Origin of the sequence: Caballeronia choica (assembly GCF_001544535.1) — a bacterium.
GTDB lineage: Bacteria > Pseudomonadota > Gammaproteobacteria > Burkholderiales > Burkholderiaceae > Caballeronia > Caballeronia choica.
In genome coordinates, this window is the sequence record NZ_FCON02000007.1 from 1 (window position 1) to 22,517 (window position 22,517).

Sequence of the window (22,517 nt, forward strand, 5' to 3'; positions counted from 1 at the left end):
GAATGAGCCGCTTCTGACTTACGATGTCGGTCGGCTAGCTCAATAAAGTTCGCCGAGGGTTCTTCTGCGTGAAGCTCGTTGCTTGTCGTACCGAGATCTGAAATTATGGCGATATTTGTTGCCGCAGAGCGACCAAGACCGAGCCCACAGGTTGCTAAGATGTCATTGCTCATACGGCTCCCGAGTGATCGTTTGATTGCTTTCACGTCGCTGGACTCGTCGCTCTTAATCGTAGCTCACAGCGCGCTCCAGCGAGACCTTTTTCCTTCTCTGGTCGCTGGGCGCGCGGATTCATATCCGGCATCATGTTTTTGACAGATAACGTCGATTTCGGTAGTTCGTCGCGGGAACTGGTTAGCCCCAGGAGCCGCTGATCGCGAGCGCTCGGAGCTGCCCGTTCAGCACCGCGCAGTGTCCGCACTTAACGCGCCGCATCTTCCCGCTTAACATGTCATGCTGCACGCGCACAATGGCGTCGGATTTCGACAGTGAAGGTTCCGACCCATACGCCTTGAACAGACCAATGGCAAGTTGCTTGTCCGACTGCGATCCGACCGCCCACTGCATAACGAGCCGCCGCGTTGTCGGACCCCACCCGACGCGGCGTACCGGAGCAGTTGATGCGCGCCGACGCGTCCGTCACGCGACTCGCCGAGCGATTCCACATGACCCTGACGGGCATGAGGAAGCACATCGGCGTACTGGAACAGGCGCAGTTCGTCACCACGGAGAAGGTGGGACGCGTGCGGACCTGCAAGCTTGGCTCGCGCCGTTTCGAGGAAGAGTTGGCCTGGATCGAGAACTACCGCCGGCTGTGGGCCGCGCGCTTCGACGCGCTGGACACGGTCGTCGAGGAACTTAAACGCAAGGAGAAACTTGATGGTCGCAAGAAGAGAGAATGAGCCCACCCCCCTTAGCAACCGGACGAAGTCGGAACGGAAGTCCGAACGCGAGGTGGTCATCACGCGAACCTTCGACGCCCCGGCGCGGCTCGTGTTCGAAGCGTGGACCACGCCCGAGCTGTTCAAACGGTGGTGGGTGCCGAAGTCGAGTGGCGCGACACTGCTTTCATGCGAACAGGATGTGCGTGTCGGCGGCAGCTACCGCCTGGAGTTCGCTCACCCCAAGGCCACGGCGCCCATGGCGTTCTTCGGCAGGTACCTCGAAGTGGTGCCGAATGCCCGCCTCGTCTGGACCAACGAGGAAAGCAAGGACGGTGCCGTCACGACGGTGACGTTCGAGGAGAAGGATGGCAAGACGCTGCTGGTGATGCGCGAGCTCTATCCGTCGAAGGAAGCGCTCGACGTCGCCATCGAGGGGATGGACGAGGCGATGCCGGAGACGTTCGGGCAGCTAGACGAATTCCTGATTGCCCGCGACGCGGACGCGGAACGGACCTGAACGGCGTCGCATCGGTCTTCGAAGGCTCGGTGAATCCGCTCGCACATGGCGCCCTCGTTCTTCTTTTGGTACGACTCCGCCTGCACGCCAAGCTCGGCGCCAAGAGCCTCCAGGCGGGCATCGATTTCGGCCAGCGTGATCGTGCCCCTGCACCGGGTCGCGCTTACCGAACATACTGTGGTTGATACCGAGAAGCATCAGGATTTTTTCATTCACAGCTCCATTGCACGCTTAGTCCAACGGCACGGTAAGCCGATTGATCACGGTCCGCGTCTCGGGCCGCACGCCGCGCCACCAGTCGAAGGCTTCCGCGGCCTGTTCCACCAGCATGCCCACGCCGTCCGCGATGGTTCGTACGCCCGCATTGCGTGCGAGCCGCAGGAAAGGCGTCAATCGCTTACCGTAAGCGAGTTCGTAGGCAGCCCCTTCCGGGCTGAAGACGCTTGGCGGAACCGATGGCAGTTCGCCGGTGAGACTGGCCGAGGTCGCGTTGACCACCAGATCGAAGCGTCCCATCGCTTCGAGATCGCCGTAGGCGCAAGCGAGCAGGGGACCGCGTCCGCTGATCTTGGCTGCGAGCGCCTTCGCTTTCCCGACATCGCGATTGACGAGGACCATTTCCGCCGGCCCCGCCGCCAGGAACGGCAGCAACGCCCCGCGCGCGGCGCCGCCTGCGCCAAGCATCAGCACCCGCTTGCCAGCCATCGGCAAACCGAGATTCACTTCAATGTCGCGAACGAGCCCGATCCCGTCGAAGTTCTCGGCGATGATGAGGGCGCCGTCGAATTTCATCGCGTTGACGGCGCCCGCGAGTTCGGCGCGCTCGCTGCGTTCGTCGGCCATCGCGAACGCCTTCAGCTTGAACGGCGCGGTCACGTTCATTCCTTTGCCGCCGTTGGCCATGAAAGCGCGCACGGTCTCAGCGAACGCGTCCTGCGGCTCCAGTGGACCTTCGATCGCCGTGTACGACATGTCCTGCTGTGTCTCTTCTGCAAAGAGGCCATGAATCAGTGGAGATTTCGTGTGTCCGATCGGGTTGCCGATCACTGCGTACAGGTCGCTCATCATGGCCTCACTTTCGAGTACAGCACACCGTCGGTTTGCATCGCGTCGATTTCGGCCGCATCGAATCCCAGCGACTGCGCGACTTCCGCGTTGTGCTGGCCGAGGTCCGGGCCGACTTCGCGGATGGTCGTGTCGCAGTCGGAGAAGCGGAACGGCAGGTTCGGCAGGCGCAAGGTTCCGAAGCGCGGATGCTCCTGCTCGACCACCATGCCCCGCGCGATGATCTGTGGATCGGCGAGCACTTCGTCGATGCGCTGCACCTTGGCGCAAGGCACGTCGATGCTGTCGAGCAGTTCGAGCACCTGCGCAACCGGACGCGCTGCAACCCAGGGCTTCACCACCGACAGAATGTCCAGTCGATTCGCATTGCGCCCGTTGAGGGTATGAAACCGCGTGTCCGTGCCGAATCCCGCCGGGCCGCCCTGCGTCTCGACCAAAGCAGCGAAACGCTTCCACGCTTCGTCCACTTGTGCCGCGATCACGAGGTCGCCATCGGACGCACGGAACACGCCGTAGAGCGTCGATGTCGGCATGTCATGACCGGTCTGCTCAGGGACGATCCCCTGCGTCGTATAGCACTGCACCGCGTATTCGTGCATCGAAACGAGCGTGTCGTACAGCGCCATGTCGATATGCTGGCCCCGGCCGCTCTTTATCCGGCCGAGCAGCGCAGCGTTGACCGCCGCGACCGCGTGAATGCCTGTGTACATGTCGCCGAGGGAGATGCGCATCAAGGGCGGCGGCTCACCCGGCATGCCGATCATTTGCATGATCCCGCTCTTCGCTTCGGCGATCAGGCCGAAGCCGGCGCGATGCGCATCGGGTCCAGTGTGGCCGTATGCCGAGATCGAGCAGTAGACGAGACCCGGATTGCGCGCGGACAGTTCGTCGTAACCGAGCCCGAGCTTCTTCAGTGCACCCGGCCGATAGTTCTCGACGAACACATCCGCCGAGTCGCACAGCCGCTGCATGAACTCCTTGCCGCGCGGGTCGCGCATATTGACGCTGACGCCGCGCTTGCCCATGTTGAGTTGCAGGAAGTAGGCGCTCTGCTCATCGTCGAGCACGGTGGCGTGCTGACGGCCCGCGTCGCCGCTGCCGGGACGTTCGACCTTGATGACTTCGGCGCCGAGCGCCGCAAGACAACGCCCGACATACGGGCCGGCGAGGAAGTGGCTATAGTCGACGACGCGAATTCCTTCGAGAGGACGTGCTTGCATCAGAATGCTCCCGGTCGGCGCGGCACCATCAGACGATGCTCGCCATGCTGGACGACCTGGCCGTGCTGGTTTATCAGCTCGGAGGGCAGCACGACGATGCCCCAGTCGGGACGGCTCTTGCTCGCGCGCATCGAGCCGACGCGGAATTTCACGTGCAGTACGTCGTTCACCTTGATCGGCAGATTGAAATCCCATGTCCAGCCGAGCGACATGCCCGGCAGGAAGCGGTATGCGCTTTGTGTCTTGAGACCGTCGGCGATGGACAAGCCAAAGAGACCGTGTGCGACGATCGAACCGAAGTGGCTCGCGTCCGCGTAGTCCTCATCCACGTGCACCGGTGTGTGGTCGCCGGTGAGGTCGGCGTATGCCAGGATGCGTTCCTTGGTGACTGTGTAGGTCGGGCTCACGCACTCGTCGCCTTCGCTGGCGTCGTCCCAGTATTTATCGATGATCGTCATGTCATGCCTCCGCACGCGGGTTGATCGAAAGCGCCTGCGCGACGCACGAGGCGGGCTGTGCCTGGATCAGTTCGACGGCAAGCCCGTCCGGCAGGCAAATCCAGTTGCGTCCCTGCGGCATTTCGGTGACGTCATAGCGAAGCGCTGCGGCGAGCGCTGCTTCGAGGTCTTCGCACATCACGCCCAGATGTGCGAGCCGTCCTTCAGGACCCTCGTAGTCAGGCTTGTGAATAAATTGCAGACCGCCGAGGGTCCAGTACTGCCGGGGTTCGTCGACGGTGCCGTCCACTTCGCGCATCGTCATGCCGAGCACGTCTTCGAAGAAGCGGATGTGCCAATGGATGTCTTTCACCCAGATGGCGACGTGCTCCAGATAAGCCTTGTTCATGGGTTTGTCTCCTCGTTCTGTCTATCGGTCATGGCGCGCTCGATGCCCTTGATGCACGCAACCAGCGTCGCATTGACCGGAGTCGGCACGCCGAGCCGTTGACCCCAGCGCACGACCGCGCCGTTGATGAAATCGATCTCCGTGACCGAACCTTTCTCAAGGCTCTGCAGCATCGAGGTTTTGAACTCGGGCGAAAGACCCTCCGCCGCTAGCGTCCACGCCTGCTCCGCATTCGTCATGGACAGCCTGATGCCGGCCGCCTTTGCGGCAGCCATCGCTTCGGCTACGGCGGCCAGCGCGGTTTGCCTGAGGATCGGCTCCCCGTAAAGTTGCCCGTACGTGAGACGGGTGATGCCGGTCACTGCGCCCGTCGCGACGTTGATCAGCAACTTGTCCCACATCGTGCCGAGGATGTTGTCGCTCACGGTCGTCGTCAGGCCCGCCGCATTGAAGGCTTCGGCGATCGCCTGCACGCGGCCTGTGATTCGGCCATCGAGTTCACCGATGATGGTGAGCTTTCCTTTCACGCCGGACTGAATATGGCCCGGTCCGCGCAGCACGCCGCCGACGTACGTCTTGCCCGCCAGCACGCGTTCACGGCCGACGATCTCGCTGAGGACGTCTTCATGCCCGAGGCCGTTCTGCAACGACAGCACGACCGTGTCCGGCCCGATCAGATCGAGCGCGCTGCGCATCGCGGAATCGGTGTGGAAGGACTTGACCAGCACGATCACGAGATCCACGGGGCCGACTTCGGCGGCTTGCGTCGTCGCACGGACCTTGACCCGCCGGGAGCCCTCGGAATCGTCGACTTGCAGGCCATCGCGACACATCGCTTCGACATGCTCCGCGTAGCGGTCGATCAACCAGGTCTCGTGACCCTCTTGAGTCAGTGTCGAACCGATGGCGCAGCCCAGCGCGCCGGCCCCGACGAATGCGATCCTCATGTGCGTCTCCTCGATGTGTTGACGCAAAGATAAAAGCGGCTGCTCACCGTGGCAATGCAATGACTACAATAGGATCATTGCGTAAATCGAATAACGGCCATGACGACCAGCGAGCTACCCGACCTGAAGCTGCTGCAGCTTTTCGACCTGCTGTACGACACCCGCAGCGTCACGCGAGTGGCGGAGCAACTCGGGCAGAGCCAGCCGACGGTCAGTATCTGGCTCGGGCGTCTTCGCGAATTCCTGCAGGACCCCTTGTTCATACGGACGCCCGGCGGCATGGCGCCCACGCCGCAGGCCGACGCGTTGATCGGGCCGTGCCGCGAGATTTTGGAATCGTTGCGGCGTTTCGCTGCGTGGGAGATCGCTTTCGATCCCGCCACCGCAAAGCGACAATTCCGCATCTGCATGACCGATGCGAGCCACGTCACGCTTCTGCCTCGAATGCTGGCGCACATCCGTGCGCAGGCGCCAGGCATCCGTCTGGAGGTAGCGAGAATCGACGGAAACACCGAACGGGCGCTGGAGTCAGGCGAGGCCGACCTGGCAATCGGCCATGTGCCGTGGCTCGGCGGCGGGATTTATCAGCAGCAGTTGTATTCGCAGGACTGGATATGTCTGGCGAATCGGCACCACCCGCGCCTGCGCACACGCCTCTCGGTGAAGCAGTACCGCGCCGAGGGACACGTTGCGATCGCGGCAGGGACGGGCGCCCAATTGCTGGAGAAGGCGCTCTTGCGCGAGCAGATCAAGCGGGATGTCGTATTGGAGTTGCCGGGGTTTCTCGGGCTGGGTGCGATCATCCAGACAACCGACCTGATTGCGACGCTGCCGCGGCACATCGGCCAGACGCTGGCGAAGGTCAATGACCTGTCGATCCATCCCTGTCCGATACCCGTGGACGGCTTTGCCGTGCGCCAGCATTGGCACGCCAGGTATCACCACGAAGCGGGCAATCGCTGGCTGCGCGAATTGGTCGCTCAGTTGTTCAGCAGCTTGCGTTGACTGCCACGCCCTTGCGCAAAGCGAACTCCTTTATGTTCGGCTCGCCGTTGTCGGGCCATCTGTTGCGCTTTGACGGCATGCTCGGGTAGTGCCAATGCACGTGTCCGGCACGCGCATTCAGCTTCCATCGTGGAAACGGGACACCTGTAACGGCCCGTTGCCTACGTGAGTCAGCGCGCCCGACGGCACATGCCAGTGAGTGGCCTACTCCCATCCCTGATACCCGGCTGGCTGCCCCGAATTGCCGTAAGCGGCGGGATACCGCCGCCGCAATTCAGGCGGCGTGTACATCTCGTCATAGGCCGGATAGGCAGGCGGGCGGGCCATTATGATGACCTGCTGTGCCGCCGCTTGAGTGGGCGGCCGAGGTACGTAGGCGGACTGCGCGTCACCCGGTCGGTACCGAGCGGGCGGATACGGAGCGGGCGCGTACTGGTTATCCCGAACGGTGCGAGGCGGCGGGGGCGGCGGCGCGTATTCCCGCCCGGCGTACCCACCTGGCTCCTGAGACTCTGTTGACATCTGGTTATAGGCCGGCGCAGCCGCGTATTGCTCGGGCTGCTTCTGATAATGCCGAGGTTTCCGGTTCTGCGCTGCTTGAGCCGGCGGCGCCGCTTGAGTTTCTTGATCCACGGCGTATTGCGGTTCCTCATCGGCGTGCCGATATTGCGGCACCGACCGCTGAGCGTTCTGGAAATCGCGCCTCTGCGTCACCTGCTCGTCGTCATCATTGTCCAACTTTGCTTCCGGCAAGGCCGTCACGGCTCGGGTCGGAATCAGTATCGGAGGCTCGGACTCGGTGGCAAACAGCTTCGGCGGCGTGGTCCGCGTAGAAACCTGCTTCAGAGGCACAGGTTGCGCTTCAGCGCGCTTAGGCGGGGCAACCTGCACAGAAGCCTGTTTCAAAGACGCGACCGGCGCAGCGACCCGCCTCGGCGGCATAGACGCAACTTGCACGGGACCGTGCTTCAGCGGCACAGGCTCGGCCTGCGCAACGACCTGGGTGGACGGCGTGGCTCGCGCAGCAGCAACCCGCTTCGGCGATGTGACCGGCGCGGGTACCTGCTTCGCCGGAGCGACCGGCGCGGATAGTTGCCTCAGCGACGCGGCTTGCGCTACGACCCGCCTTGGAGGTGCAACCCGCTCGGCAACCGGCTTCGGCGATGCGGGCACGGCTGGCGCAGCAAGCTGCTTTTGCCGATGCTTCACCTCGTCACCCAAGGCCGCATAGGATTTCGAGTCTTCCTTGGCGCGCGCGTTATAGCCGATGAAATACGCGTAGCGCAGCTCTGCCAGGCGTGCCTGATTGTCAGATTTGGCGGAAACGCGTTCTTCGCCGGGATCGAGAGATGCGTCGACGGTCGAATCTTCGAAGGCCGAGGCCTTAGCATCAGCGGCACGGGCGGATTCTGGATGCAGCGCGCCGACAAAAGACATCAGCGCAGCGGCCAGCGCGACGGGCACTTTTTTTTCCATACTTTCACCTCGAAATTTCGTGCGAAAGACCGCGTTGGATTCTCCAATCTCCGGACCGGACTTTCAGTCGCGCTTCCGGCATATCGACTCTTTTTAGCATGTCTTTAAGGGCTCAGGATAGTGCTTCCGGGTATAACCTAGGCGAAAAACTGAATGCCGGACAACCTTGGCAAAACAGATGTCGTCGGTCCGGAGATCCTTGCCTGCTCCGGTGGCCATGGCACACGCATCAGTTCGCACCGCCGTCGGTGGAAAAGCTCGGCGTCGAGAACGCTCCGCAAGGCGTTCGCCACAGCATCGCAACCGGATCAGCAGATGGACTATCCGAACATCCGCGCCCATCCCGCACGAAGGCGTCGTGCGCGGTCTTCGAAGACATATGAGCCCGCCAGTGTCAGCAAACCCGATATCACACCCGTCAGGCCCGCTTCCGCAAAGGGGATACCGTAGTGATTCGCGTGCGAGTAGGCGTCGCCAAGCATTGTCAGGCAGCCGACGACCACCGCATTGCCGTATCGATTCGCGTAGAGCTTGGCCGCTGGCGTGAAGGTCAAGAGTACTGCCAGAATTCCGGTGGCGAAACCCGTTTGCATGGCAATCGTCCAGTGGGCAAGGCTCATGATATTGCCCCAACTCCCCGGCATGCATGTCATGCATGCGCTGGTCGGTTGCCAGAAACGTTGGATAAACAGCCTGATGCGATGCGTCCAATCACTTGACATCATGTATTCCCCATCGATGCTCATGTCCACTGGCGGCACAACCTGGCGTTGCCTTGAAGCTCTTTCAGGCCTGTGCCGGCCTTACAATTCAGGCAGCGGCTTCGAAAAGGTTCACATGACAGACATCGCTCTTTACCACGCCTGCCCGAGCGATGACAGTTCGCCAGCTCAAGGGCGAGCCTCAAGCACCAGATTGAAGGCCGTTTCATGCGCGCGCCGAAATCCGGTAAAGCCGCCTTTTGTCACGACCTCGCGCAAGCGTGCTTCACCGGCTTGAGCACCCAGTGCCATCTGGCCTTCCTGAGAAAGCGAAGCCGCCGTACAGATCATTGTCGATGCCGAATAGAAAACTCGCCCGACCGCGTTGAGATTGTCCTCCAGCCTGTCGTTTGCAAATGGTTCGACGATCATCCACGTACCGTCTGGTTTCAATGATCTCGCGACGTGCGCCGCCGCGCCGACGGGATCCCCCATATCGTGCAGACAATCGAAAAACGCGACCAGATCATAGTCGTTGCCGGGAAAGTCCTTCGCCGCGGCGATCTCGAACTTCACGCGATCCGAGACACCGGCCTCATTGGCCGATTCGCGCGCTCGCATTGGTTTTGAACTACTCCAAAAAAAGGCAGCACCTCGACAAGCTTGGAGCCTGCAGTTTTCAGCGATTGTGCAAAAAATTCACTTCCTCATGTCGTTAAAACTCCAGGAGCGCTCCGAACTGTCATCACGACATTTTGGTCGCTCAGAAGGAGGTTGTGAATGCCGTCAGCCACATCGGGCTGACAGCGAGCACGGCCGCTTCGATCTGTCGGTCAAGGCCCGTGAGCACCAGCACCCCGAGCACCGCGAACACGGTTCCAAGCGTCACCTTCGCGATCTTGCCAAACGAAAAAAGTGCCCCTCGAACGCGTTCGAGCGATGCCCTCGACACACCGCCGAGTATCATCAGCGGCAGCCCGGCTCCGAGCCCGAACAGGATCATCAGTAACGCGATATGACCGAGGTGCGTTCCTTGCGAGGCCAGCGTGGTCGCCGCGCCGAGCGTGGGTCCGACGCACGGACTCCAGACCAGCCCCAGCAGCAGTCCGATGCAGAACTGCCCGGCGAGTCCTTCGCCGCTAACACGGCCAAGCACATTCGTGCCGGCGCCGCTCAAACGCGATGTCATTTGCGCGAACACTTCCTGCAATCGCGGAACAAGCATCATCAGCCCGAACGCGATCATCAGCACAGCCGCCGCGCGCCGGAACGTCTCCGCGTCCAGTCCGAGCGACGCGCCGAGGGTCGCGAAGAAAATGCCGACGGCCGCGAACGACACGCCGAGTCCTGCCGCGAGCGCCACCGGGCCGAACCGATGCGTGGAGAGCGCGGACGCGGCCAGGATCGGCAGCAGCGGCAACACACACGGCGACAAACTGGACGCCGCGCCTGCCGCGAAGCCGATGGCATAAGTGCTGGCGCCGAAGTCCATCAGAGTGCCTTGTCGAATGTTTCCCGGATCGCGGGTTCCTGCGTCTGGCCTGTCGAGCGCGCGACTTCATGCCCCTTTTTGAACACCACGAACGTCGATTGCTGATTGACCTTCAGCGCCTTCTTGAGCGCTGTCTCCTTGTCAAAATCGGCGACGAAGATAGTGACTTGCTTCAGTTGCGGGTCGTCGGAAAGACGGTCGACGATGGGCTTCTGAACGCGGCAGGTTGGGCACCACGTGGCGTGCAGATATACGATCGTCGGTTTGCCCTCGGCTATATCGCGATCGAACTGCGCCTTGTCGTAGGGCTTCTGATCCGCCCACGCGCTCGACGCCATCGCGAGCAACAGCCACGCCATTCCTTGTTTGACCCTAAGTGCTTTCATTGGAACTCCATCATCCGGTTAGAGGCGGGCGAAGCCGGTACGGCATCGCCATATACGGATCGTAGGCTTTCGCCGTGGATTCCGCTGTCGATGCCGCTCATGTCACTTGATGCCGAACCAGTGGTCCAGAGACAGCTTGCCCGCACCGCGGCCAATGATGATCAGCAGCAGTCCCGCCCACGAAAGATGCGTCGGCCACGCGTCGGGATAGACGAACACTTCGATCACCGTCGTCATGCCGAGCAAGGCGAACGCCGAAAAGCGCGAGAACAGTCCGAGCACCAGCAGTATCGGGAACAGATGCTCGGCATAAGCAGCCATATGCACGGCGATCTCCGGTGGCACGAGTGGCAGCTTGTACTCCGTGCGAAAAAGCTCGTACGCGCCCGGCGTGATGGTCAGCAGTCCGCTGACCTTGGTTCTTCCGGAGAGGAAAAAGATCGCTGCGATGGCGAACCGCGCGACCAGCGACAGCAACGAACTGCTGACCAGTGCGTCAAGCATGGCGGCTGCGCGATTCCAGCGGTCCCGCAAGGTCGTTCGCGCGCTCGGCGCAGTGGTTCGGGTCGCTTCCATGTAAGTCTCCTTCGATCAGCGTTGCGTAGAAGAGGTGGTCGAGCGAAATGCGCCCGCCGTAATCAGGCTGCCGAGCAGTTGCGTGAAATCAAGGGACGGCTCGGCATCGAGCGCGGCATGGGCCGCTTCATCGAGCGTCTGCGATGCCGCGCATGCACCCAGGAACACGCAGCCGCCAGCGCTGATGGGTTGCCACATCACACGGCCTGCCGGACGCGTGAGCAACACGCCTTCGCCGGACCAGTCGAGTTCCGCCGGCATGTCGGTCGCTTCGCGGTTGCAACGCCAGATCGTGTACACCGGTTGTTGCGGGAACCATAGCCAGCGCACGGCCCTCCGTAACGGGAAGACCATTTGTCCGAGTACCTCCGATGCAAGACTGGCGATCGATGCCACGTCGAAGCCGGGCTCGTCGGCGGCGGTGTGCACGTCGGTCCATGCCAGATCGATCCGTGCGACGTTGCCGAGATACGGCAGTCGTCGTGCGTGCTCGAATGCGTCGAGGAACGCAGGAAAGTCCGCGCCGTAGTGAAGCAGCCGTGTATCCGTCGGCGGAGACTGGCGCACGTAACGTGCGGCGGCTGCGCGAAACCACTCCGTGCCGACAAGGCGCTCGACAGTGGGAAAGTTTGCGTGCAATGCATCGACGCAGCCCTTCACGACGGTATTCCGGTACACGGAAAATCCCGGCTGCGCGACGAGCGACGCAACGACTGCATGATGTGCGCGGGTGTCATAAAGCGCGTCGACGAACGCGTCCTGAAAGTGACCAAGCGACGTGGTCATTGCGCGACTCCGCAAACGTGAACGGCATCAAGCGTGGTTTGAGCGACGTTGCGTTCCGCGAGCATTGCGTGGAACGGCGGAATGTGATCGTCGCGTTCGATCAGCGTGGGCCGCGCGCCGATTGTTTCGATCAACCGCTCATACAACGACCAGACTTCAGGGACGATCGGTGCATCGTGCGAATCGATCAGCAATGGGCGCTCGCCCGCTGCATCGGTACTGTGCCCGGCAAGATGGATTTCCATGACGGCATCCGCTGGAAAGGCGTCGAGGTACGAACTGGCGTCGAAGCCGAGGTTATGGGCGCTGACGTATACGTTGTTCACGTCGAGCAGCAACCCGCATCCTGTTCTACGGCTGAGTTCGCGAAGGAAGTCGAGTTCGCTCCATTCGTGGCCGTCGAGTCGCAGATAGTGCGACGGGTTTTCGATTGCGATGCGCCGGCCGAGTACGTCCTGCGTCTGCGCGATGTTGCTGGCGATCCGCGCGAGCGCGACGCCGGTGCGCGGAAAAGGCAGCAGGTCGGGGTGATACTGGGCCCGCCATGCGGACCACGCGAGGTGCTCGGAAATCAGCGCAGGTTCGACGCGATCCGCGAGTGTCCTGAGCCGTTGCAGATGAGCCGTATCGGGCGGGCAGTCGGCCGCCAGCGACAGCGACACGCCATGCAGCGAAATGGGATGCCGGCTGCGGATCGCCTCGAGCCAGGCAAGCCGCGGGCCGCCGCCGACCATGTAGTTTTCCGGATGGACCTCGAACCACAGACCCTCTGCTGCGCATTCGTGAGCGGCCTGGTAGTGATCAGGTTTGAGGCCCAGACCGGCGCCCATGTCAGGTAGCGTCTTCATGATCGGCGCGCCCGGTGGAATTACGATTGCATCGGCGTGAGTGAGCCCGTGCCGTGCGGCGTCTTGATCGTGGTGCAGGTTCCGGTCGGCACGTTCTTCCACGAATTGCCCTGATAATCCATCTTCGATGTGCCTGCGCAAGTGGTGCCCGCGCCAGCCTTGCAGTCGTTGTGGCCGGCCATGGCAACGCCATAGCATTTTTCCATTGCACCAGCCGCGGGTTGTGCCTGTGCGAAAGCGCCGGTAGCGAGCGAAGCGAGTGCGAGAGCGGCGGCAGCGAGTTTAAGGTTGGTCATGACGATTTCTCCAGAGACTTCGTTTCAGGGTAGGGTGGAGCACGCACAAGGGTGACGAGGTAAGGCGTTGTGCTTGCGATCCGGAAGGTAATTCGACAATTCACGATTCCGGGTTACAGCCACTACAAGATTTTTTCGTAGTGTTCAGATCGACCGGTCGTTCAGGGTTTTTGCCTTCCACTGCCAGAACACATATGGAGGCATCAGCTTGATCGGGCGTCCGAGAGCTAATTCGCCCGGTGCGAATGCACGGTTACACGCGTCGAACAAAATTTTTGCGCATGATGAGGTACACGGTGATTCCGCGACTGCCGTCGGACTTTTTGCACGTCGTCATAGCAGCGTAGAATTCGCCAAAAAATAAATCACCCTTCGTGTAACCAAACCGCCCGATGGATCGAACTACCGTTGACGCGACGTTGCAGGATAAGGAGGCGCACCTTCGCGCGTTGTTCCTCAAAGGGGGCGATGGCGACGCGGTGGCGTACCGGCGATTCCTGTCTGAACTGGGCGCGCATCTTCGTGGCTTTCTCAGGCGACGCCTGCACAGCCAGCCTGGCGATGTGGAGGATCTCGTGCAGGAAGTATTGCTTGCGGTGCACAACGGCCGTCAGACGTACCGCCCGCAGGAACCGCTTACCGCGTGGGTGCATGCGATCGCCCGTTACAAGCTGACGGACTATTTTCGGGCGCGCGCTCGTCACGACGCGCTCAACGATCCGCTCGACGACGCGTTCGAACTGTTCGCCGCGCCCGATCTCGAACCTGCACAGGCGAAGCGCGATCTGGGCAAGCTGCTGGAACAGTTGCCCGAGCGCCAGCGTCTGCCGATCGTGCATGTGAAGCTGGAGGGCCTCTCCGTTTCGGAGACGGCACGCTTGACCGGGCTGTCGGAATCGGCGGTCAAGATCGGCGTGCATCGCGGACTGAAGGCCCTGGCTGCAAAGATTCGAGGAAGATGATGAAAACGGATGACTTCATATCAATGTTGGCCAACGGCGTCACGCCAGTGGACCGGCATACGCTCGCCAAACGATTCGGCGTCGCGATGTTGATCGGCGCGGCCGGGGCGACGCTTCTCGTTGCCGTGATCCTTGGCGTTCGCCCGGATCTCGTCGCCGTGGCCGCCACACCGATCTTCTGGGCAAAGATCGCGCTGCCGTTGCTGCTGATGATCGGCGCGCTCGTCACGTCGACTCGGCTCGCGAGGCCCGGCGTGGCGCCGGGCGGCGGCTGGCTGTTGATCGGCGTGCCAGTAGCGGCGGTGTGGGTCGCCACGCTCTATGTGCTGGCGTCGGCACCCGCTGACGAACGAATCGCGATGGCGCTCGGCAAGACCTGGCGCGTGTGTCCGTTCAACATCGCGATGCTGTCCGTCCCAGGGTTCATGGCCGTATTCTGGGCGCTCAAAGGACTGGCGCCGACCCGTCTCGCGATGACGGGTGCCATCGGCGGCCTCCTGGCCGGATCGACAGCCACGCTCGCTTACTGTCTGCACTGCCCGGAGATGGGCATCCCTTTTTGGGGCATCTGGTACGTGCTCGGCATGCTCGTACCGACAGTTATCGGCGCCTTGCTCGGGCCGCGCCTGCTGAGATGGTGAAGAGATGAGGACGTGAGAGCGCGCACCGTGGCGCGATAATCAAAGACGGTCGGGATCGCTATTGTCGAGCACGGCTACCCGATACCCCGCCGATCGATCGTGTCTGCCGGTAGCTCGCCGAGATACTGCTCGGTACGGACTACCTAGTCCTGGCTTGTGAAAACCGTCAGTACCCCCGTGTAGCCGTAAAGGTGACTCCGTGCGATCTCGCCGCCGGCGAAGAAGCCCACCAGCGGCACCTCGCCCAAGGCATCCCGGACCGTCTGCAGTTCCGCATGCCGCGCTCCAAAATGCGGCCCGCCGCGGCCCGAGCAACTGACATACAGGGCCCCAGACGGGTGCGTTGTCGTGCTGCCTTCCAGTTCTGCCCGGATTTCCGTCGCAATACGCACCAGATCTCGTCGGGCGGCCTCGGCATTGCGCGTGCAAAACGCCAGATGCATGCCTGGCTCGACCTGGTCCGCAATCGCCAATATCCGGTGCCTCGGATCGACGCCGACGAGGTGCCGCACGAACGTATCCGCGCCGAACTGTCCGGGCCACGTCGGCACATCCTCGGCACCGGTGCTCAAGCCCACCAGCGTGGTCGACAGGGCCTGAGACAACTCATCGAATGACAGGCCATCGTCGAGCCCAAGATCCTGCAACACGCAATCGAGAGCGGGCTTGCCGTCCAGCGTGACCACCAGATTGCGTTCGGCCCGGGTGATGGTACGCACCGGCCCGGCAGGCTGGCAGCCTTGCGTCACACGTGAGATCAGACCGACCTCGGGCCCGAACAGCACGCCGGACAACCCGCCAGTGAACACGCCGTCCGCGAGGTGGAGCGGCCGGTTTCGCGCCGAGGACAGGCCGCCGAAAAGATAGCCTGTAGCCGTGCGGGCACTCAGTTCCTGCAGCAATTCTTGCAAGTCTGGCGTGGTGCCTTCGGCATGGACCAGCGCAGTATGGGCGACGAACCCGGAGGATGGCGCAGGCAGGGGCTGCTGGCCCGAGAAGAGCCGAAACGACTCTCGCGGCAGCGGCGCGACCATCAGCGCCAGGGCCGGTTCGTCGATATATTCGACCCCGCTGGCGGCCACGCCGACGCCGATCGTACCAACCCAGGCGATGCCGGGGTAAGCGTGGTGCAGTTCATCGAGGATGGCCTCGGACGCGGATGCGTAATAGTCGCTCAGGTAACACCAGCCGAGCGTGAACGGTGCGGAGACACGTTGCTCTGCCGCACTGGCCGCCATCCGGGTTTGAAGTTGCCGCTGACAGTCGGCGAGCGCGACCCGCCAATCGGCGTGAGCAGCGTGAGCATGGATAAACGAATCGCGGTTCATGGTACAAACCTGTCGAAGACAACAATGCGCCCGTGACGACTTCGCCGTCGAAATGGCGGCTATGGGCAACCAATCGGTGTTTCAAGGCGTACTCATTGTGGGCTCGCACTCGAAAACAAAACGATGGTAGCACTCCGACCCGTTCGATTTGCGACAGAACCCGCAGCCGAGAGACTGGCGGCCGTGCGCAAAGCCTCCCAGGCCCTTGCCGCGGCCCGGACCGGGCGACAGCAGTCATCACGGATTGGCGTTCCGGGATAGAAGCGTTAATGTAGTAGGCATGGTCCCCGTCAAACAATGCCGCGAGTGCTTCATATGAAATGGACAGACACACGGCCAACCACCCCGGGTTACTACTGGTTGCGCTTCGTCGACGACCGATCGCCCCAACAAACCATCGCGGAAATCTCCGAGGTACCTGGCAATGGAAAGGGCGAATACGTCGTAATTCTGATGGGAGACGACTCCATCATGGAACTTGACGACGCGTTCTTCGATGGGGGGCTGTTCGCTGGACCGATCGAGCCACCGTTGATCGAGGACCGACCGTAGTCAGACCGACCGCCGGACGGGAAGCGCGGCCGATTGATGCTAACGTGCGAGACTATCGGTCCGAATGCCAACTCCGAGCCTGTCATGAGCCGTCTGGTGGTCGTATCAAACCGCACTTCCGATCCTCGCAAAACTGCGGCAGGAGGCCTCGCGGTGGCCCTCCGGGAAAGCCTTGAACAGACTGGCGGCGTATGGTTCGGCTGGAGCGGCAAACTTCGCGAAATGGTCGACGGGGGTACGGTCGACCAGAACGATCTTCACGTTCACACGACAGGGAATGTGACGCTGGCGACGTTCGACCTGAGCCCTGAGGATCACGACACCTATTACCTGGGCTATTCCAACGGCGTTCTGTGGCCAGTGTGTCACTACCGCCTGGACCTCGCGAATTTCGATACGCGCTTCGCAAAAGGTTACCGGCGGGTGAACCAGTTGTTCGCGCGCAAATTGCTGACACTGTTGAAGCCGGACGACATCATCTGGGTACACGACTATCACCTGATCCCGCTGGCTGCCGAGTTGCGTTCGGCGGGCTGCAACAATCGTATCGGTTTTTTCCTGCACATTCCGATGCCACCGCCGCTGATCATGGCGGCGATTCCCGAGCACGAATGGCTGATGCGCTCGCTCTTTGCTTACGATCTCGTCGGTTTTCAGGCGGAGTCCGATGTCACGCACTTCACACACTACGTCGAATCGGAGGCTCGAGCTGTCTGCCTGGGCCCCAATCACCTCCGCGCGTTCGACCGCACACTACAGGTCGGGGCCTATCCGATCGGCATCGATGTTGACGAGTTTGTCCGCCTCGCTCAAGCCAAGGAAGGGCGCGACATGTTTGCGCGCATGCGTGAAGAATACTCGCGACGGCGCTTACTTCTCGGCGTGGATCGACTCGATTACTCGAAAGGGCTGCCGCACAGGATTCACGCTTTCCGGCAATTGCTGGAGCGCTACCCGGAAAATCGCGACAGCGCGACGCTGATCCAGATCGCGTCGCCGAGCCGCGAGGATGTCGGCGCATACGATGATCTGCGCCGCGAGATGGACAGCCTGTGCGGAGCGATCAATGGCGACTTCGGGGAACTGGACTGGATGCCGGTTCGATACATCCATCGCAATGTGGCTCGCAAGCGGTTACCGGGGCTCTATCGCGCCAGTCGCGTCGCGTTGGTGACACCGTTGCGAGATGGCATGAACCTGGTGGCCAAGGAGTTCATCGCTGCTCAGGACCCAGCTGATCCGGGCATGCTGGTGCTTTCGCGTTTCGCCGGTGCCGCCGAGCAGTTGAAGGAAGCGCTGCTCGTCAACCCTTACGATACACAAGGCACAGCAGACGCCATTCAACGGGCATTAGTCATGCCGCTCGCTGAGCGCATCGATCGACATTCGGCACTCTTGAACCGGGTGCGCGAGCAGGACGTTCACTGGTGGTCCAGGACCTTTTTGAAGGCGCTTGCAGAGGTGGAGCCGGTTTTGGCGCAGATGAGTTGAGTTGGATGAATCTTCGGGCCAACGGACCTCAGATCAAGCGTCACGCAGCGTCGTGCCTCTATTTCAAGTGCATTAAGCGGGGTCGCTGACGTGCAGGGTCTCGGCGTATCGACGTATCGGCACAGCGCACTTCGCTTCAACCTTTAGCTATCGCGCCAGGAGTGCGGGCGTTCGGATCGTCGTATGGGTCGTGGTAGTTCCGCACGATCACCCACGGCAGATGCGCTGCACCCAGGCCCGCAGTGCCGTAGGTTATTGTGCGATGCTCAAAAGCGAGCGTTTCCGGGACGACAGCTCCCGAATGGCTTCTAGAGGCAGATCCAATCCTCAGCCATCCGGGCTGATCGCCAGGCTAATCCTCTCCCAATGCATGTCAGATCAATGGTGGGCACCGCCGCCCGCATCGTCCAGTTGCCGCAGCACGGCGTCGAGGTTGAACGAAGCCGGTTTCTGGCGCGGCGGAAAGGCCTTGAACGCTTCGATCTGTGATCCTACAACCGCTTGCATCCCGTATAGGAGATAAGCGTGCGATATCATCCAGTCGTAGTATGTGTTTGAGTTCTCATCGGCGCGCTCGAACGGATCCCGCCGAAGATTGAACATCTTTGGAATCCGCAGCCGAACGAAGGGTTCCGCCCAGCACGCCAACTGCTTGGCACGCTGTTCCAGCAGTACCATTTTCCAGTCACGCACACGGATTGCCATCACGTCGCCGTCGTCGCTGATATAGAAGAACGAATCGCGCGGGCTTTCTTTCACTTCCCCGGTCAGATAGGGGAGCATGTTGAAACCGTCCAGGTGAACCTTGTACGTTTTCTCGCCAGCTTTATGTCCCTTAAGCAGCTTTTCCTTCACATCCGGCTCGCCAGCTGCCGCGACTAAGGTGGTCATCCAGTCCTGGTGCGTGACGATCCCGTTAAGAACCGTGCCAGCAGGAATTTTCCCCGGCCACCGAACGAACGCTGGAACGCGCCAGCCCCCTTCCCAATTCGTATTCTTTTCAGACCGGAATGGGGTAATGCCAGCGTCTGGCCAGCTATTGAAGTGAGGGCCGTTATCAGTCGAGTACATGACGATGGTATCGTCGGCAATTCCCAATTCCTCAAGCTTTGCCAGCATCCTGCCGATGTTCTCGTCGTGCGCGACCATGACGTCGTTATATTCGCCCTGTCCGCTCTTGCCCTTGTGCTTTTCTGCACAGTGGGTCCGGAAATGCATCGCCGTCGTGTTGTACCAGAGGAAGAACGGTTTCCCGTCCTTATGCGCCTTGTCGATGAAAGCGGAGGCATGGGCGGTCGTCTCGTCGTCGATCGTTTCCATGCGCTTCCTGGTGAGCGCACCGGTATCTTCGATCTTCTGAGCGCCTTTGCCGTCGGACCAGCAATGGAGCACGCCCCTCGGACCGAAACGTTTCTTGAACGCCGGATCCTTGGGATAATCCGGATCCTCGGGCTCTTCTTCCGCATTCAGGTGATACAGGTTGCCAAAGAACTCGTCAAATCCATGCATGGTAGGCAAGAATTCATCCTTGTCGCCCAGATGGTTCTTGCCGAACTGCCCGGTGACATAACCCAGCGGCCTGAGCATCTCGGCGATCGTGGGGTCTTCGGCCGACAGGCCAACGTCGGCGCCCGGCATACCGACCTTGGTCAGTCCTGTCCGGATCGGATTCTGCCCGGTAATGAATGCTGCGCGTCCAGCCGTACAACTCTGCTGTGCATAGTAATCTGTGAACGCCACGCCCTCATTTGCAATGCGATCAATATTGGGCGTGCGATAACCCATCTGCCCACGGCTGTTGAAGCTGATGTTCCACCATCCGATATCATCGCCCCAAAGAATCAGGATATTCGGTTGCTTTGTCGCCATGATTGTTTCCACTCCTTTAAGATGACGCCCGGGTCATTGGGCAAGCCGGGCGAAGAGGCTGCATCAATCACCGAAGTGAGCCAGCGTGTCGCTCGCCGGTTCCTGCTCCGTGCAGGATGTCACGACCACCGACGTCTTTGGGCACCACGTTCCCATCATGAGGCGCTCCGCTCCTCACCGCTCGCCGGGTCAAACGGACGACGCGATGCGTTATTACCGTGGCAGAATTTGAATTTCCTGCCACTGCCGCATGGACAGGGTGCATAAGGACCGCGCCGTTTATCTTCGATTGCGGTCATCGCCATCACGTCAGATGGCGGCCGGCCATCACGAAGGAGTTTCGCCATCGTCTCCATCGCAGGGCGCGATTGGGTGAAGAACAACTCGAGACCGGAGCACAAATAGTTTTGCCCTGTCTCGCCGTCCCGTGAAAGCGCGAAGCGGTCCTTCGGACATCCGCCGTTACACAGCGCCCTCACTTCGCAACTCCTGCACTGGGCCGTAAGTGAGTCGCGCTTGTCCAGTCCAAACTTGCGCTGTTCGGGCGATGCCATGAGCTTGAGCATGTGCGTTTCGTGAATATTGCCTAGCAGATATCCGGGTTCGACAAAGTGGTCGCATGAATATAGATCGCCGTTGTACTCGAGGGCGGGGCCGAGGCCACAGGTCGGGGCGTGGATGCACAACAGATGGCGACCGAAGAAGGCCTCTAGCGTCACGTCGAACAATTGCACAAAGACGCGTCCGACGTCGTGGCGCACCCACTCCTCGAAGACATCCATAAGGAAGAGACCATATTGCTTCGCGCCGACTGAACGTTCAGTGACAAGATTGCCGGTCTGTGTATACAAAACGCGCTTGTGGCCCGCCCGTTCGCTCCAGCCCCGATTCGCGAGCTGGATCGTCTGTTCCGTTGCGCGCTCGATGATCGGGATAAACTGGATCCACCGTGCGCCGAGTTCATCGCGAAAGAAGCGATATATCGAGCGGCCGTAGTGCTGGTTGGCGGAGTTGACCGTGCACAGGATGTTGAACTCAACGCCATGCTTGCGTAGTAGATTCCACCCGCCCATGACCAGATCGAAGGTACCCTGCGCACGACGATCGACGCGAAAGGTGTCGTGAAGTTCACGCGGACCATCGACACTTAGCCCCACGAGAAAGTGATATTGCTTGAAGAACTCGCACCATTCGTCGTCGAGAAGAATGCCGTTGGTCTGAAACGTGTGTTTCACGGACTGTCCCGGCCTGCGGTACTTTTCGACTAGTTCGACCGCGTGCCTGAAGAATTCGACCTTCATTAGCGTGGGCTCTCCGCCTTGCCACGCTACGGTAACCTCTGGCGTGCGATGCGACTCCAGCAACTGGCGAATGTATGCTTCCAGCGTCGCCTGCGACATCCGGTGCTTTTCATTTGGATACAGCGCCTCTTTCGACAGGAAAAAGCAGTATTTGCAGTCGATGTTGCAGGTCGAGCCGCTTGGCTTGGCCAGCAGATGGAAGCATGGCGGCGCATCCGATATCGGGCTTTTGGCCGTTTGGGCATCGTCGATACTCGATGTTGAAGCGTGAGACAACAACGTGGCTTCCATCGCCGAGGTCCTCTCTGATCGTCAGAGTGCCAAAATATTGCCCGACGACACCGTCCGGGCGCCTCAACGCGTCAGAAGGGTCGTATCCGAAGGGAACGGTCGTATACACAAACGTGATTGGTATTTAAGGCAGTCAGCGTCTGGAAAGCAAACGTAATTTCGTGATTTCCGATTCAAGAGCGTTACGCGAACTTGGCGGTTCCAGATCACGAGACCCGTCCTCATGCCATTCCAGCGAGCGAGGCATCGAGTAGCCGCGCCGCAGCCATCCTTATGGAAGCAAATACATAACTGTGCTCGCGACCGAATCGAAGGAACTCCGCGCATGCTCGTGCAAGCGTTCATCCGACTGACTACGCACGCATGAGCCACGCCTTCCGGGCGGGAGATTCTCGCAATCGTGCGCTCCATGAACTAGATTAACGTTGACGCGTGCGGGCGCCTTGATTTCCGTTCGTGACAATACCGGGAATTTGCTGTTGCAACCCGGGGCCGACGAACCATCCGGAGAACGGTGTGGCTAATGTGGAAGCGCGCTCGTCGAACCAACTGGCGGAGGAGCGGACTGATCTCGCGACGACACGCACGCTGATGGCGGCCGACCGTACCTTGATGGCGTGGACCCGCACTGCGCTTTCGATGATCAGTTTTGGCTTCACAATCTACAAGGTACTCGAGGGATTTAGAGAAGCGGGCGTTCATCTGGCCCATCCGCATAGTCCTCGGACCATCGGGCTTTTTCTCACGGGATTGGGCACGGTCTCGATGGTGCTGGGAACGATCGAGTACTGGCGAATGATCGTCAGTCTGCGTGACTATCAGCCAGTGAGCGTCTGGCGGCCCACTTTTTTAGTTGCGTTGATCATGGCTTTTTCGGGCAGCTTTCTCTTTCTCAGCATCATCATAAGGTTGCTCTGAGCGCACGCGAGACCCCGGGTGCAGAAGTGGCCTTGCCAGGCCAGATCGTGGTTCAATGGACGTATCGGATAGATCGCATTCCGGATCACGTGGTCGCTGTACCGCTTGGAAAAGGTGCC

24 protein-coding genes and 2 pseudogenes are annotated in these 22,517 nt (G+C 60.9%); 8 read left to right on the forward strand and 18 right to left on the reverse strand.

Annotation, left to right across the window (positions count from 1 at the left end; genetic code table 11):
• The first annotated feature begins 581 nt into the window (after positions 1-581).
• Both AWB68_RS04615 and AWB68_RS04620 read left to right on the forward strand, forming a co-directional pair.
• Positions 582-902 carry an ArsR/SmtB family transcription factor gene (locus AWB68_RS04615; RefSeq protein ID WP_087643183.1) on the forward strand — a complete coding sequence of 107 codons (321 nt, stop codon included), beginning with the start codon at positions 582-584 and terminating at the stop codon, positions 900-902.
• Positions 880-1,401 (forward strand): SRPBCC family protein, encoded by a 522-nt coding sequence (locus tag AWB68_RS04620; protein ID WP_087643184.1) that lies wholly within the window; start codon positions 880-882, stop codon positions 1,399-1,401. Before AWB68_RS04615 ends, AWB68_RS04620 begins: the two co-directional genes overlap by 23 nt.
• Here AWB68_RS04620 and AWB68_RS49290 read toward each other — a convergent pair.
• From AWB68_RS49290 to AWB68_RS04650, 6 genes and pseudogenes are all read right to left on the reverse strand, one after another.
• A pseudogene (locus AWB68_RS49290) lies at positions 1,383-1,599 on the reverse strand (type II 3-dehydroquinate dehydratase); the annotation flags it as partial. The gene AWB68_RS04620 and the pseudogene AWB68_RS49290 overlap by 19 nt on opposite strands.
• Before the next feature lie 33 nt (positions 1,600-1,632).
• Complete coding sequence (gene aroE / locus AWB68_RS04630) at positions 1,633-2,466, reverse strand: shikimate dehydrogenase (RefSeq protein WP_087643294.1); 834 nt, start codon at positions 2,464-2,466, stop codon at positions 1,633-1,635.
• The gene (locus AWB68_RS04635; RefSeq protein ID WP_087643185.1) at positions 2,466-3,686 is read right to left on the reverse strand and encodes a CaiB/BaiF CoA transferase family protein; all 1,221 of its coding nucleotides are present in this window, start codon (positions 3,684-3,686) and stop codon (positions 2,466-2,468) included. Before AWB68_RS04635 ends, aroE begins: the two co-directional genes overlap by 1 nt.
• The gene (locus AWB68_RS04640) at positions 3,686-4,144 is read right to left on the reverse strand and encodes a MaoC family dehydratase (RefSeq protein WP_087643186.1); all 459 of its coding nucleotides are present in this window, start codon (positions 4,142-4,144) and stop codon (positions 3,686-3,688) included. Before AWB68_RS04640 ends, AWB68_RS04635 begins: the two co-directional genes overlap by 1 nt.
• Position 4,145: 1 nt before the next feature.
• A complete protein-coding gene (locus tag AWB68_RS04645; protein ID WP_087643187.1) occupies positions 4,146-4,532 on the reverse strand; it encodes a VOC family protein in 387 nt (128 codons plus the stop codon).
• Complete coding sequence (locus tag AWB68_RS04650) at positions 4,529-5,479, reverse strand: ketopantoate reductase family protein (RefSeq protein ID WP_087643188.1); 951 nt, start codon at positions 5,477-5,479, stop codon at positions 4,529-4,531. The genes AWB68_RS04645 and AWB68_RS04650 overlap by 4 nt, the downstream gene beginning before the upstream one ends.
• A 99-nt stretch (positions 5,480-5,578) precedes the next feature.
• Here AWB68_RS04650 and AWB68_RS04655 point away from each other — a divergent pair, with 99 nt between their 5' ends.
• Complete coding sequence (locus AWB68_RS04655; RefSeq protein WP_087643189.1) at positions 5,579-6,484, forward strand: LysR family transcriptional regulator; 906 nt, start codon at positions 5,579-5,581, stop codon at positions 6,482-6,484.
• Positions 6,485-6,688: 204 nt separating this feature from the next.
• On the opposite strand, the gene AWB68_RS04660 is transcribed toward AWB68_RS04655, so the two are convergent.
• The 9 genes and pseudogenes from AWB68_RS04660 to AWB68_RS04700 all read right to left on the reverse strand — a co-directional run bounded on the left by AWB68_RS04660 (position 6,689) and on the right by AWB68_RS04700 (position 13,045).
• The gene (locus tag AWB68_RS04660; protein ID WP_087643190.1) at positions 6,689-7,960 is read right to left on the reverse strand and encodes a hypothetical protein; all 1,272 of its coding nucleotides are present in this window, start codon (positions 7,958-7,960) and stop codon (positions 6,689-6,691) included.
• A gap of 320 nt (positions 7,961-8,280) precedes the next feature.
• On the reverse strand, positions 8,281-8,682 hold the full coding sequence (locus AWB68_RS04665; RefSeq protein ID WP_087643295.1) for a hypothetical protein: 402 nt from the start codon (positions 8,680-8,682) through the stop codon (positions 8,281-8,283).
• A 168-nt stretch (positions 8,683-8,850) separates the two neighbouring features.
• Positions 8,851-9,282 (reverse strand): annotated as a pseudogene (locus AWB68_RS04670) (class I SAM-dependent methyltransferase); the annotation flags it as partial.
• Positions 9,283-9,424: 142 nt separating this feature from the next.
• Entirely contained in the window at positions 9,425-10,153 is a 729-nt protein-coding gene (locus tag AWB68_RS04675; RefSeq protein WP_087643192.1) for a cytochrome c biogenesis CcdA family protein, read from the reverse strand.
• Positions 10,153-10,539, reverse strand: a complete 387-nt coding sequence (locus tag AWB68_RS04680; RefSeq protein WP_087643193.1) for a thioredoxin family protein — start codon at positions 10,537-10,539, stop codon at positions 10,153-10,155. Before AWB68_RS04680 ends, AWB68_RS04675 begins: the two co-directional genes overlap by 1 nt.
• Before the next feature lie 102 nt (positions 10,540-10,641).
• Positions 10,642-11,115, reverse strand: a complete 474-nt coding sequence (locus tag AWB68_RS04685) for a DoxX family protein (protein ID WP_087643194.1) — start codon at positions 11,113-11,115, stop codon at positions 10,642-10,644.
• A gap of 15 nt (positions 11,116-11,130) precedes the next feature.
• On the reverse strand, positions 11,131-11,901 hold the full coding sequence (locus tag AWB68_RS04690) for an HvfC/BufC N-terminal domain-containing protein (RefSeq protein WP_087643195.1): 771 nt from the start codon (positions 11,899-11,901) through the stop codon (positions 11,131-11,133).
• Entirely contained in the window at positions 11,898-12,749 is an 852-nt protein-coding gene (bufB, locus tag AWB68_RS04695; protein ID WP_200828629.1) for an MNIO family bufferin maturase, read from the reverse strand. The genes AWB68_RS04690 and bufB overlap by 4 nt, the downstream gene beginning before the upstream one ends.
• A gap of 20 nt (positions 12,750-12,769) precedes the next feature.
• Positions 12,770-13,045 (reverse strand): BufA1 family periplasmic bufferin-type metallophore, encoded by a 276-nt coding sequence (locus AWB68_RS04700; protein ID WP_087643197.1) that lies wholly within the window; start codon positions 13,043-13,045, stop codon positions 12,770-12,772.
• Positions 13,046-13,437: 392 nt separating this feature from the next.
• Here AWB68_RS04700 and AWB68_RS04705 point away from each other — a divergent pair, with 392 nt between their 5' ends.
• The gene (locus tag AWB68_RS04705; RefSeq protein ID WP_087643198.1) at positions 13,438-14,007 is read left to right on the forward strand and encodes a sigma-70 family RNA polymerase sigma factor; all 570 of its coding nucleotides are present in this window, start codon (positions 13,438-13,440) and stop codon (positions 14,005-14,007) included.
• Positions 14,007-14,648, forward strand: coding sequence for a DUF1109 domain-containing protein (locus tag AWB68_RS04710; protein WP_087643199.1), 642 nt, complete (start codon positions 14,007-14,009; stop codon positions 14,646-14,648). Before AWB68_RS04705 ends, AWB68_RS04710 begins: the two co-directional genes overlap by 1 nt.
• Positions 14,649-14,791: 143 nt before the next feature.
• Here AWB68_RS04710 and AWB68_RS04715 read toward each other — a convergent pair whose 3' ends face one another.
• Positions 14,792-15,976 (reverse strand): FIST signal transduction protein, encoded by a 1,185-nt coding sequence (locus AWB68_RS04715; protein ID WP_087643200.1) that lies wholly within the window; start codon positions 15,974-15,976, stop codon positions 14,792-14,794.
• A 315-nt stretch (positions 15,977-16,291) separates the two neighbouring features.
• On the opposite strand from AWB68_RS04715, the gene AWB68_RS04720 reads away from it, so the two are divergent.
• A complete protein-coding gene (locus tag AWB68_RS04720; protein WP_200828630.1) occupies positions 16,292-16,528 on the forward strand; it encodes a hypothetical protein in 237 nt (78 codons plus the stop codon).
• An 84-nt stretch (positions 16,529-16,612) separates the two neighbouring features.
• Positions 16,613-18,019 carry an alpha,alpha-trehalose-phosphate synthase (UDP-forming) gene (otsA, locus tag AWB68_RS04725; protein WP_087643201.1) on the forward strand — a complete coding sequence of 469 codons (1,407 nt, stop codon included), beginning with the start codon at positions 16,613-16,615 and terminating at the stop codon, positions 18,017-18,019.
• A 378-nt stretch (positions 18,020-18,397) separates the two neighbouring features.
• Here otsA and AWB68_RS04730 read toward each other — a convergent pair whose 3' ends face one another.
• On the reverse strand, positions 18,398-19,888 hold the full coding sequence (locus AWB68_RS04730; protein WP_087643202.1) for an arylsulfatase: 1,491 nt from the start codon (positions 19,886-19,888) through the stop codon (positions 18,398-18,400).
• Between the two features lie 155 nt (positions 19,889-20,043).
• Positions 20,044-21,480 carry an anaerobic sulfatase maturase gene (locus tag AWB68_RS04735; RefSeq protein WP_087643203.1) on the reverse strand — a complete coding sequence of 479 codons (1,437 nt, stop codon included), beginning with the start codon at positions 21,478-21,480 and terminating at the stop codon, positions 20,044-20,046.
• 516 nt (positions 21,481-21,996) lie between these two features.
• Between AWB68_RS04735 and AWB68_RS04740 the strand changes: the two genes are divergently transcribed.
• Positions 21,997-22,398 (forward strand): YidH family protein, encoded by a 402-nt coding sequence (locus AWB68_RS04740; protein ID WP_200828631.1) that lies wholly within the window; start codon positions 21,997-21,999, stop codon positions 22,396-22,398.
• The last annotated feature ends 119 nt before the right edge of the window (positions 22,399-22,517 follow it).

What these genes read in the sequence shown, in the direction of transcription:
- AWB68_RS04620 (WP_087643184.1), top strand. Translation starts at nt 880, where the DNA reads ATGGTCGCAAGAAGAGAGAATGAGCCCACCCCCCTTAGCAACCGGACG.
- aroE (WP_087643294.1), bottom strand. Translation starts at nt 2,466, where the DNA reads ATGAGCGACCTGTACGCAGTGATCGGCAACCCGATCGGACACACGAAA.
- AWB68_RS04635 (WP_087643185.1), bottom strand. Translation starts at nt 3,686, where the DNA reads ATGCAAGCACGTCCTCTCGAAGGAATTCGCGTCGTCGACTATAGCCAC.
- AWB68_RS04640 (WP_087643186.1), bottom strand. Translation starts at nt 4,144, where the DNA reads ATGACGATCATCGATAAATACTGGGACGACGCCAGCGAAGGCGACGAG.
- AWB68_RS04645 (WP_087643187.1), bottom strand. Translation starts at nt 4,532, where the DNA reads ATGAACAAGGCTTATCTGGAGCACGTCGCCATCTGGGTGAAAGACATC.
- AWB68_RS04650 (WP_087643188.1), bottom strand. Translation starts at nt 5,479, where the DNA reads ATGAGGATCGCATTCGTCGGGGCCGGCGCGCTGGGCTGCGCCATCGGT.
- AWB68_RS04655 (WP_087643189.1), top strand. Translation starts at nt 5,579, where the DNA reads ATGACGACCAGCGAGCTACCCGACCTGAAGCTGCTGCAGCTTTTCGAC.
- AWB68_RS04660 (WP_087643190.1), bottom strand. Translation starts at nt 7,960, where the DNA reads ATGGAAAAAAAAGTGCCCGTCGCGCTGGCCGCTGCGCTGATGTCTTTT.
- AWB68_RS04665 (WP_087643295.1), bottom strand. Translation starts at nt 8,682, where the DNA reads ATGTCAAGTGATTGGACGCATCGCATCAGGCTGTTTATCCAACGTTTC.
- AWB68_RS04675 (WP_087643192.1), bottom strand. Translation starts at nt 10,153, where the DNA reads ATGGACTTCGGCGCCAGCACTTATGCCATCGGCTTCGCGGCAGGCGCG.
- AWB68_RS04680 (WP_087643193.1), bottom strand. Translation starts at nt 10,539, where the DNA reads ATGAAAGCACTTAGGGTCAAACAAGGAATGGCGTGGCTGTTGCTCGCG.
- AWB68_RS04685 (WP_087643194.1), bottom strand. Translation starts at nt 11,115, where the DNA reads ATGGAAGCGACCCGAACCACTGCGCCGAGCGCGCGAACGACCTTGCGG.
- AWB68_RS04690 (WP_087643195.1), bottom strand. Translation starts at nt 11,901, where the DNA reads ATGACCACGTCGCTTGGTCACTTTCAGGACGCGTTCGTCGACGCGCTT.
- bufB (WP_200828629.1), bottom strand. Translation starts at nt 12,749, where the DNA reads ATGAAGACGCTACCTGACATGGGCGCCGGTCTGGGCCTCAAACCTGAT.
- AWB68_RS04700 (WP_087643197.1), bottom strand. Translation starts at nt 13,045, where the DNA reads ATGACCAACCTTAAACTCGCTGCCGCCGCTCTCGCACTCGCTTCGCTC.
- AWB68_RS04705 (WP_087643198.1), top strand. Translation starts at nt 13,438, where the DNA reads ATGGATCGAACTACCGTTGACGCGACGTTGCAGGATAAGGAGGCGCAC.
- AWB68_RS04710 (WP_087643199.1), top strand. Translation starts at nt 14,007, where the DNA reads ATGAAAACGGATGACTTCATATCAATGTTGGCCAACGGCGTCACGCCA.
- AWB68_RS04715 (WP_087643200.1), bottom strand. Translation starts at nt 15,976, where the DNA reads ATGAACCGCGATTCGTTTATCCATGCTCACGCTGCTCACGCCGATTGG.
- AWB68_RS04720 (WP_200828630.1), top strand. Translation starts at nt 16,292, where the DNA reads ATGAAATGGACAGACACACGGCCAACCACCCCGGGTTACTACTGGTTG.
- otsA (WP_087643201.1), top strand. Translation starts at nt 16,613, where the DNA reads ATGAGCCGTCTGGTGGTCGTATCAAACCGCACTTCCGATCCTCGCAAA.
- AWB68_RS04730 (WP_087643202.1), bottom strand. Translation starts at nt 19,888, where the DNA reads ATGGCGACAAAGCAACCGAATATCCTGATTCTTTGGGGCGATGATATC.
- AWB68_RS04735 (WP_087643203.1), bottom strand. Translation starts at nt 21,480, where the DNA reads ATGGAAGCCACGTTGTTGTCTCACGCTTCAACATCGAGTATCGACGAT.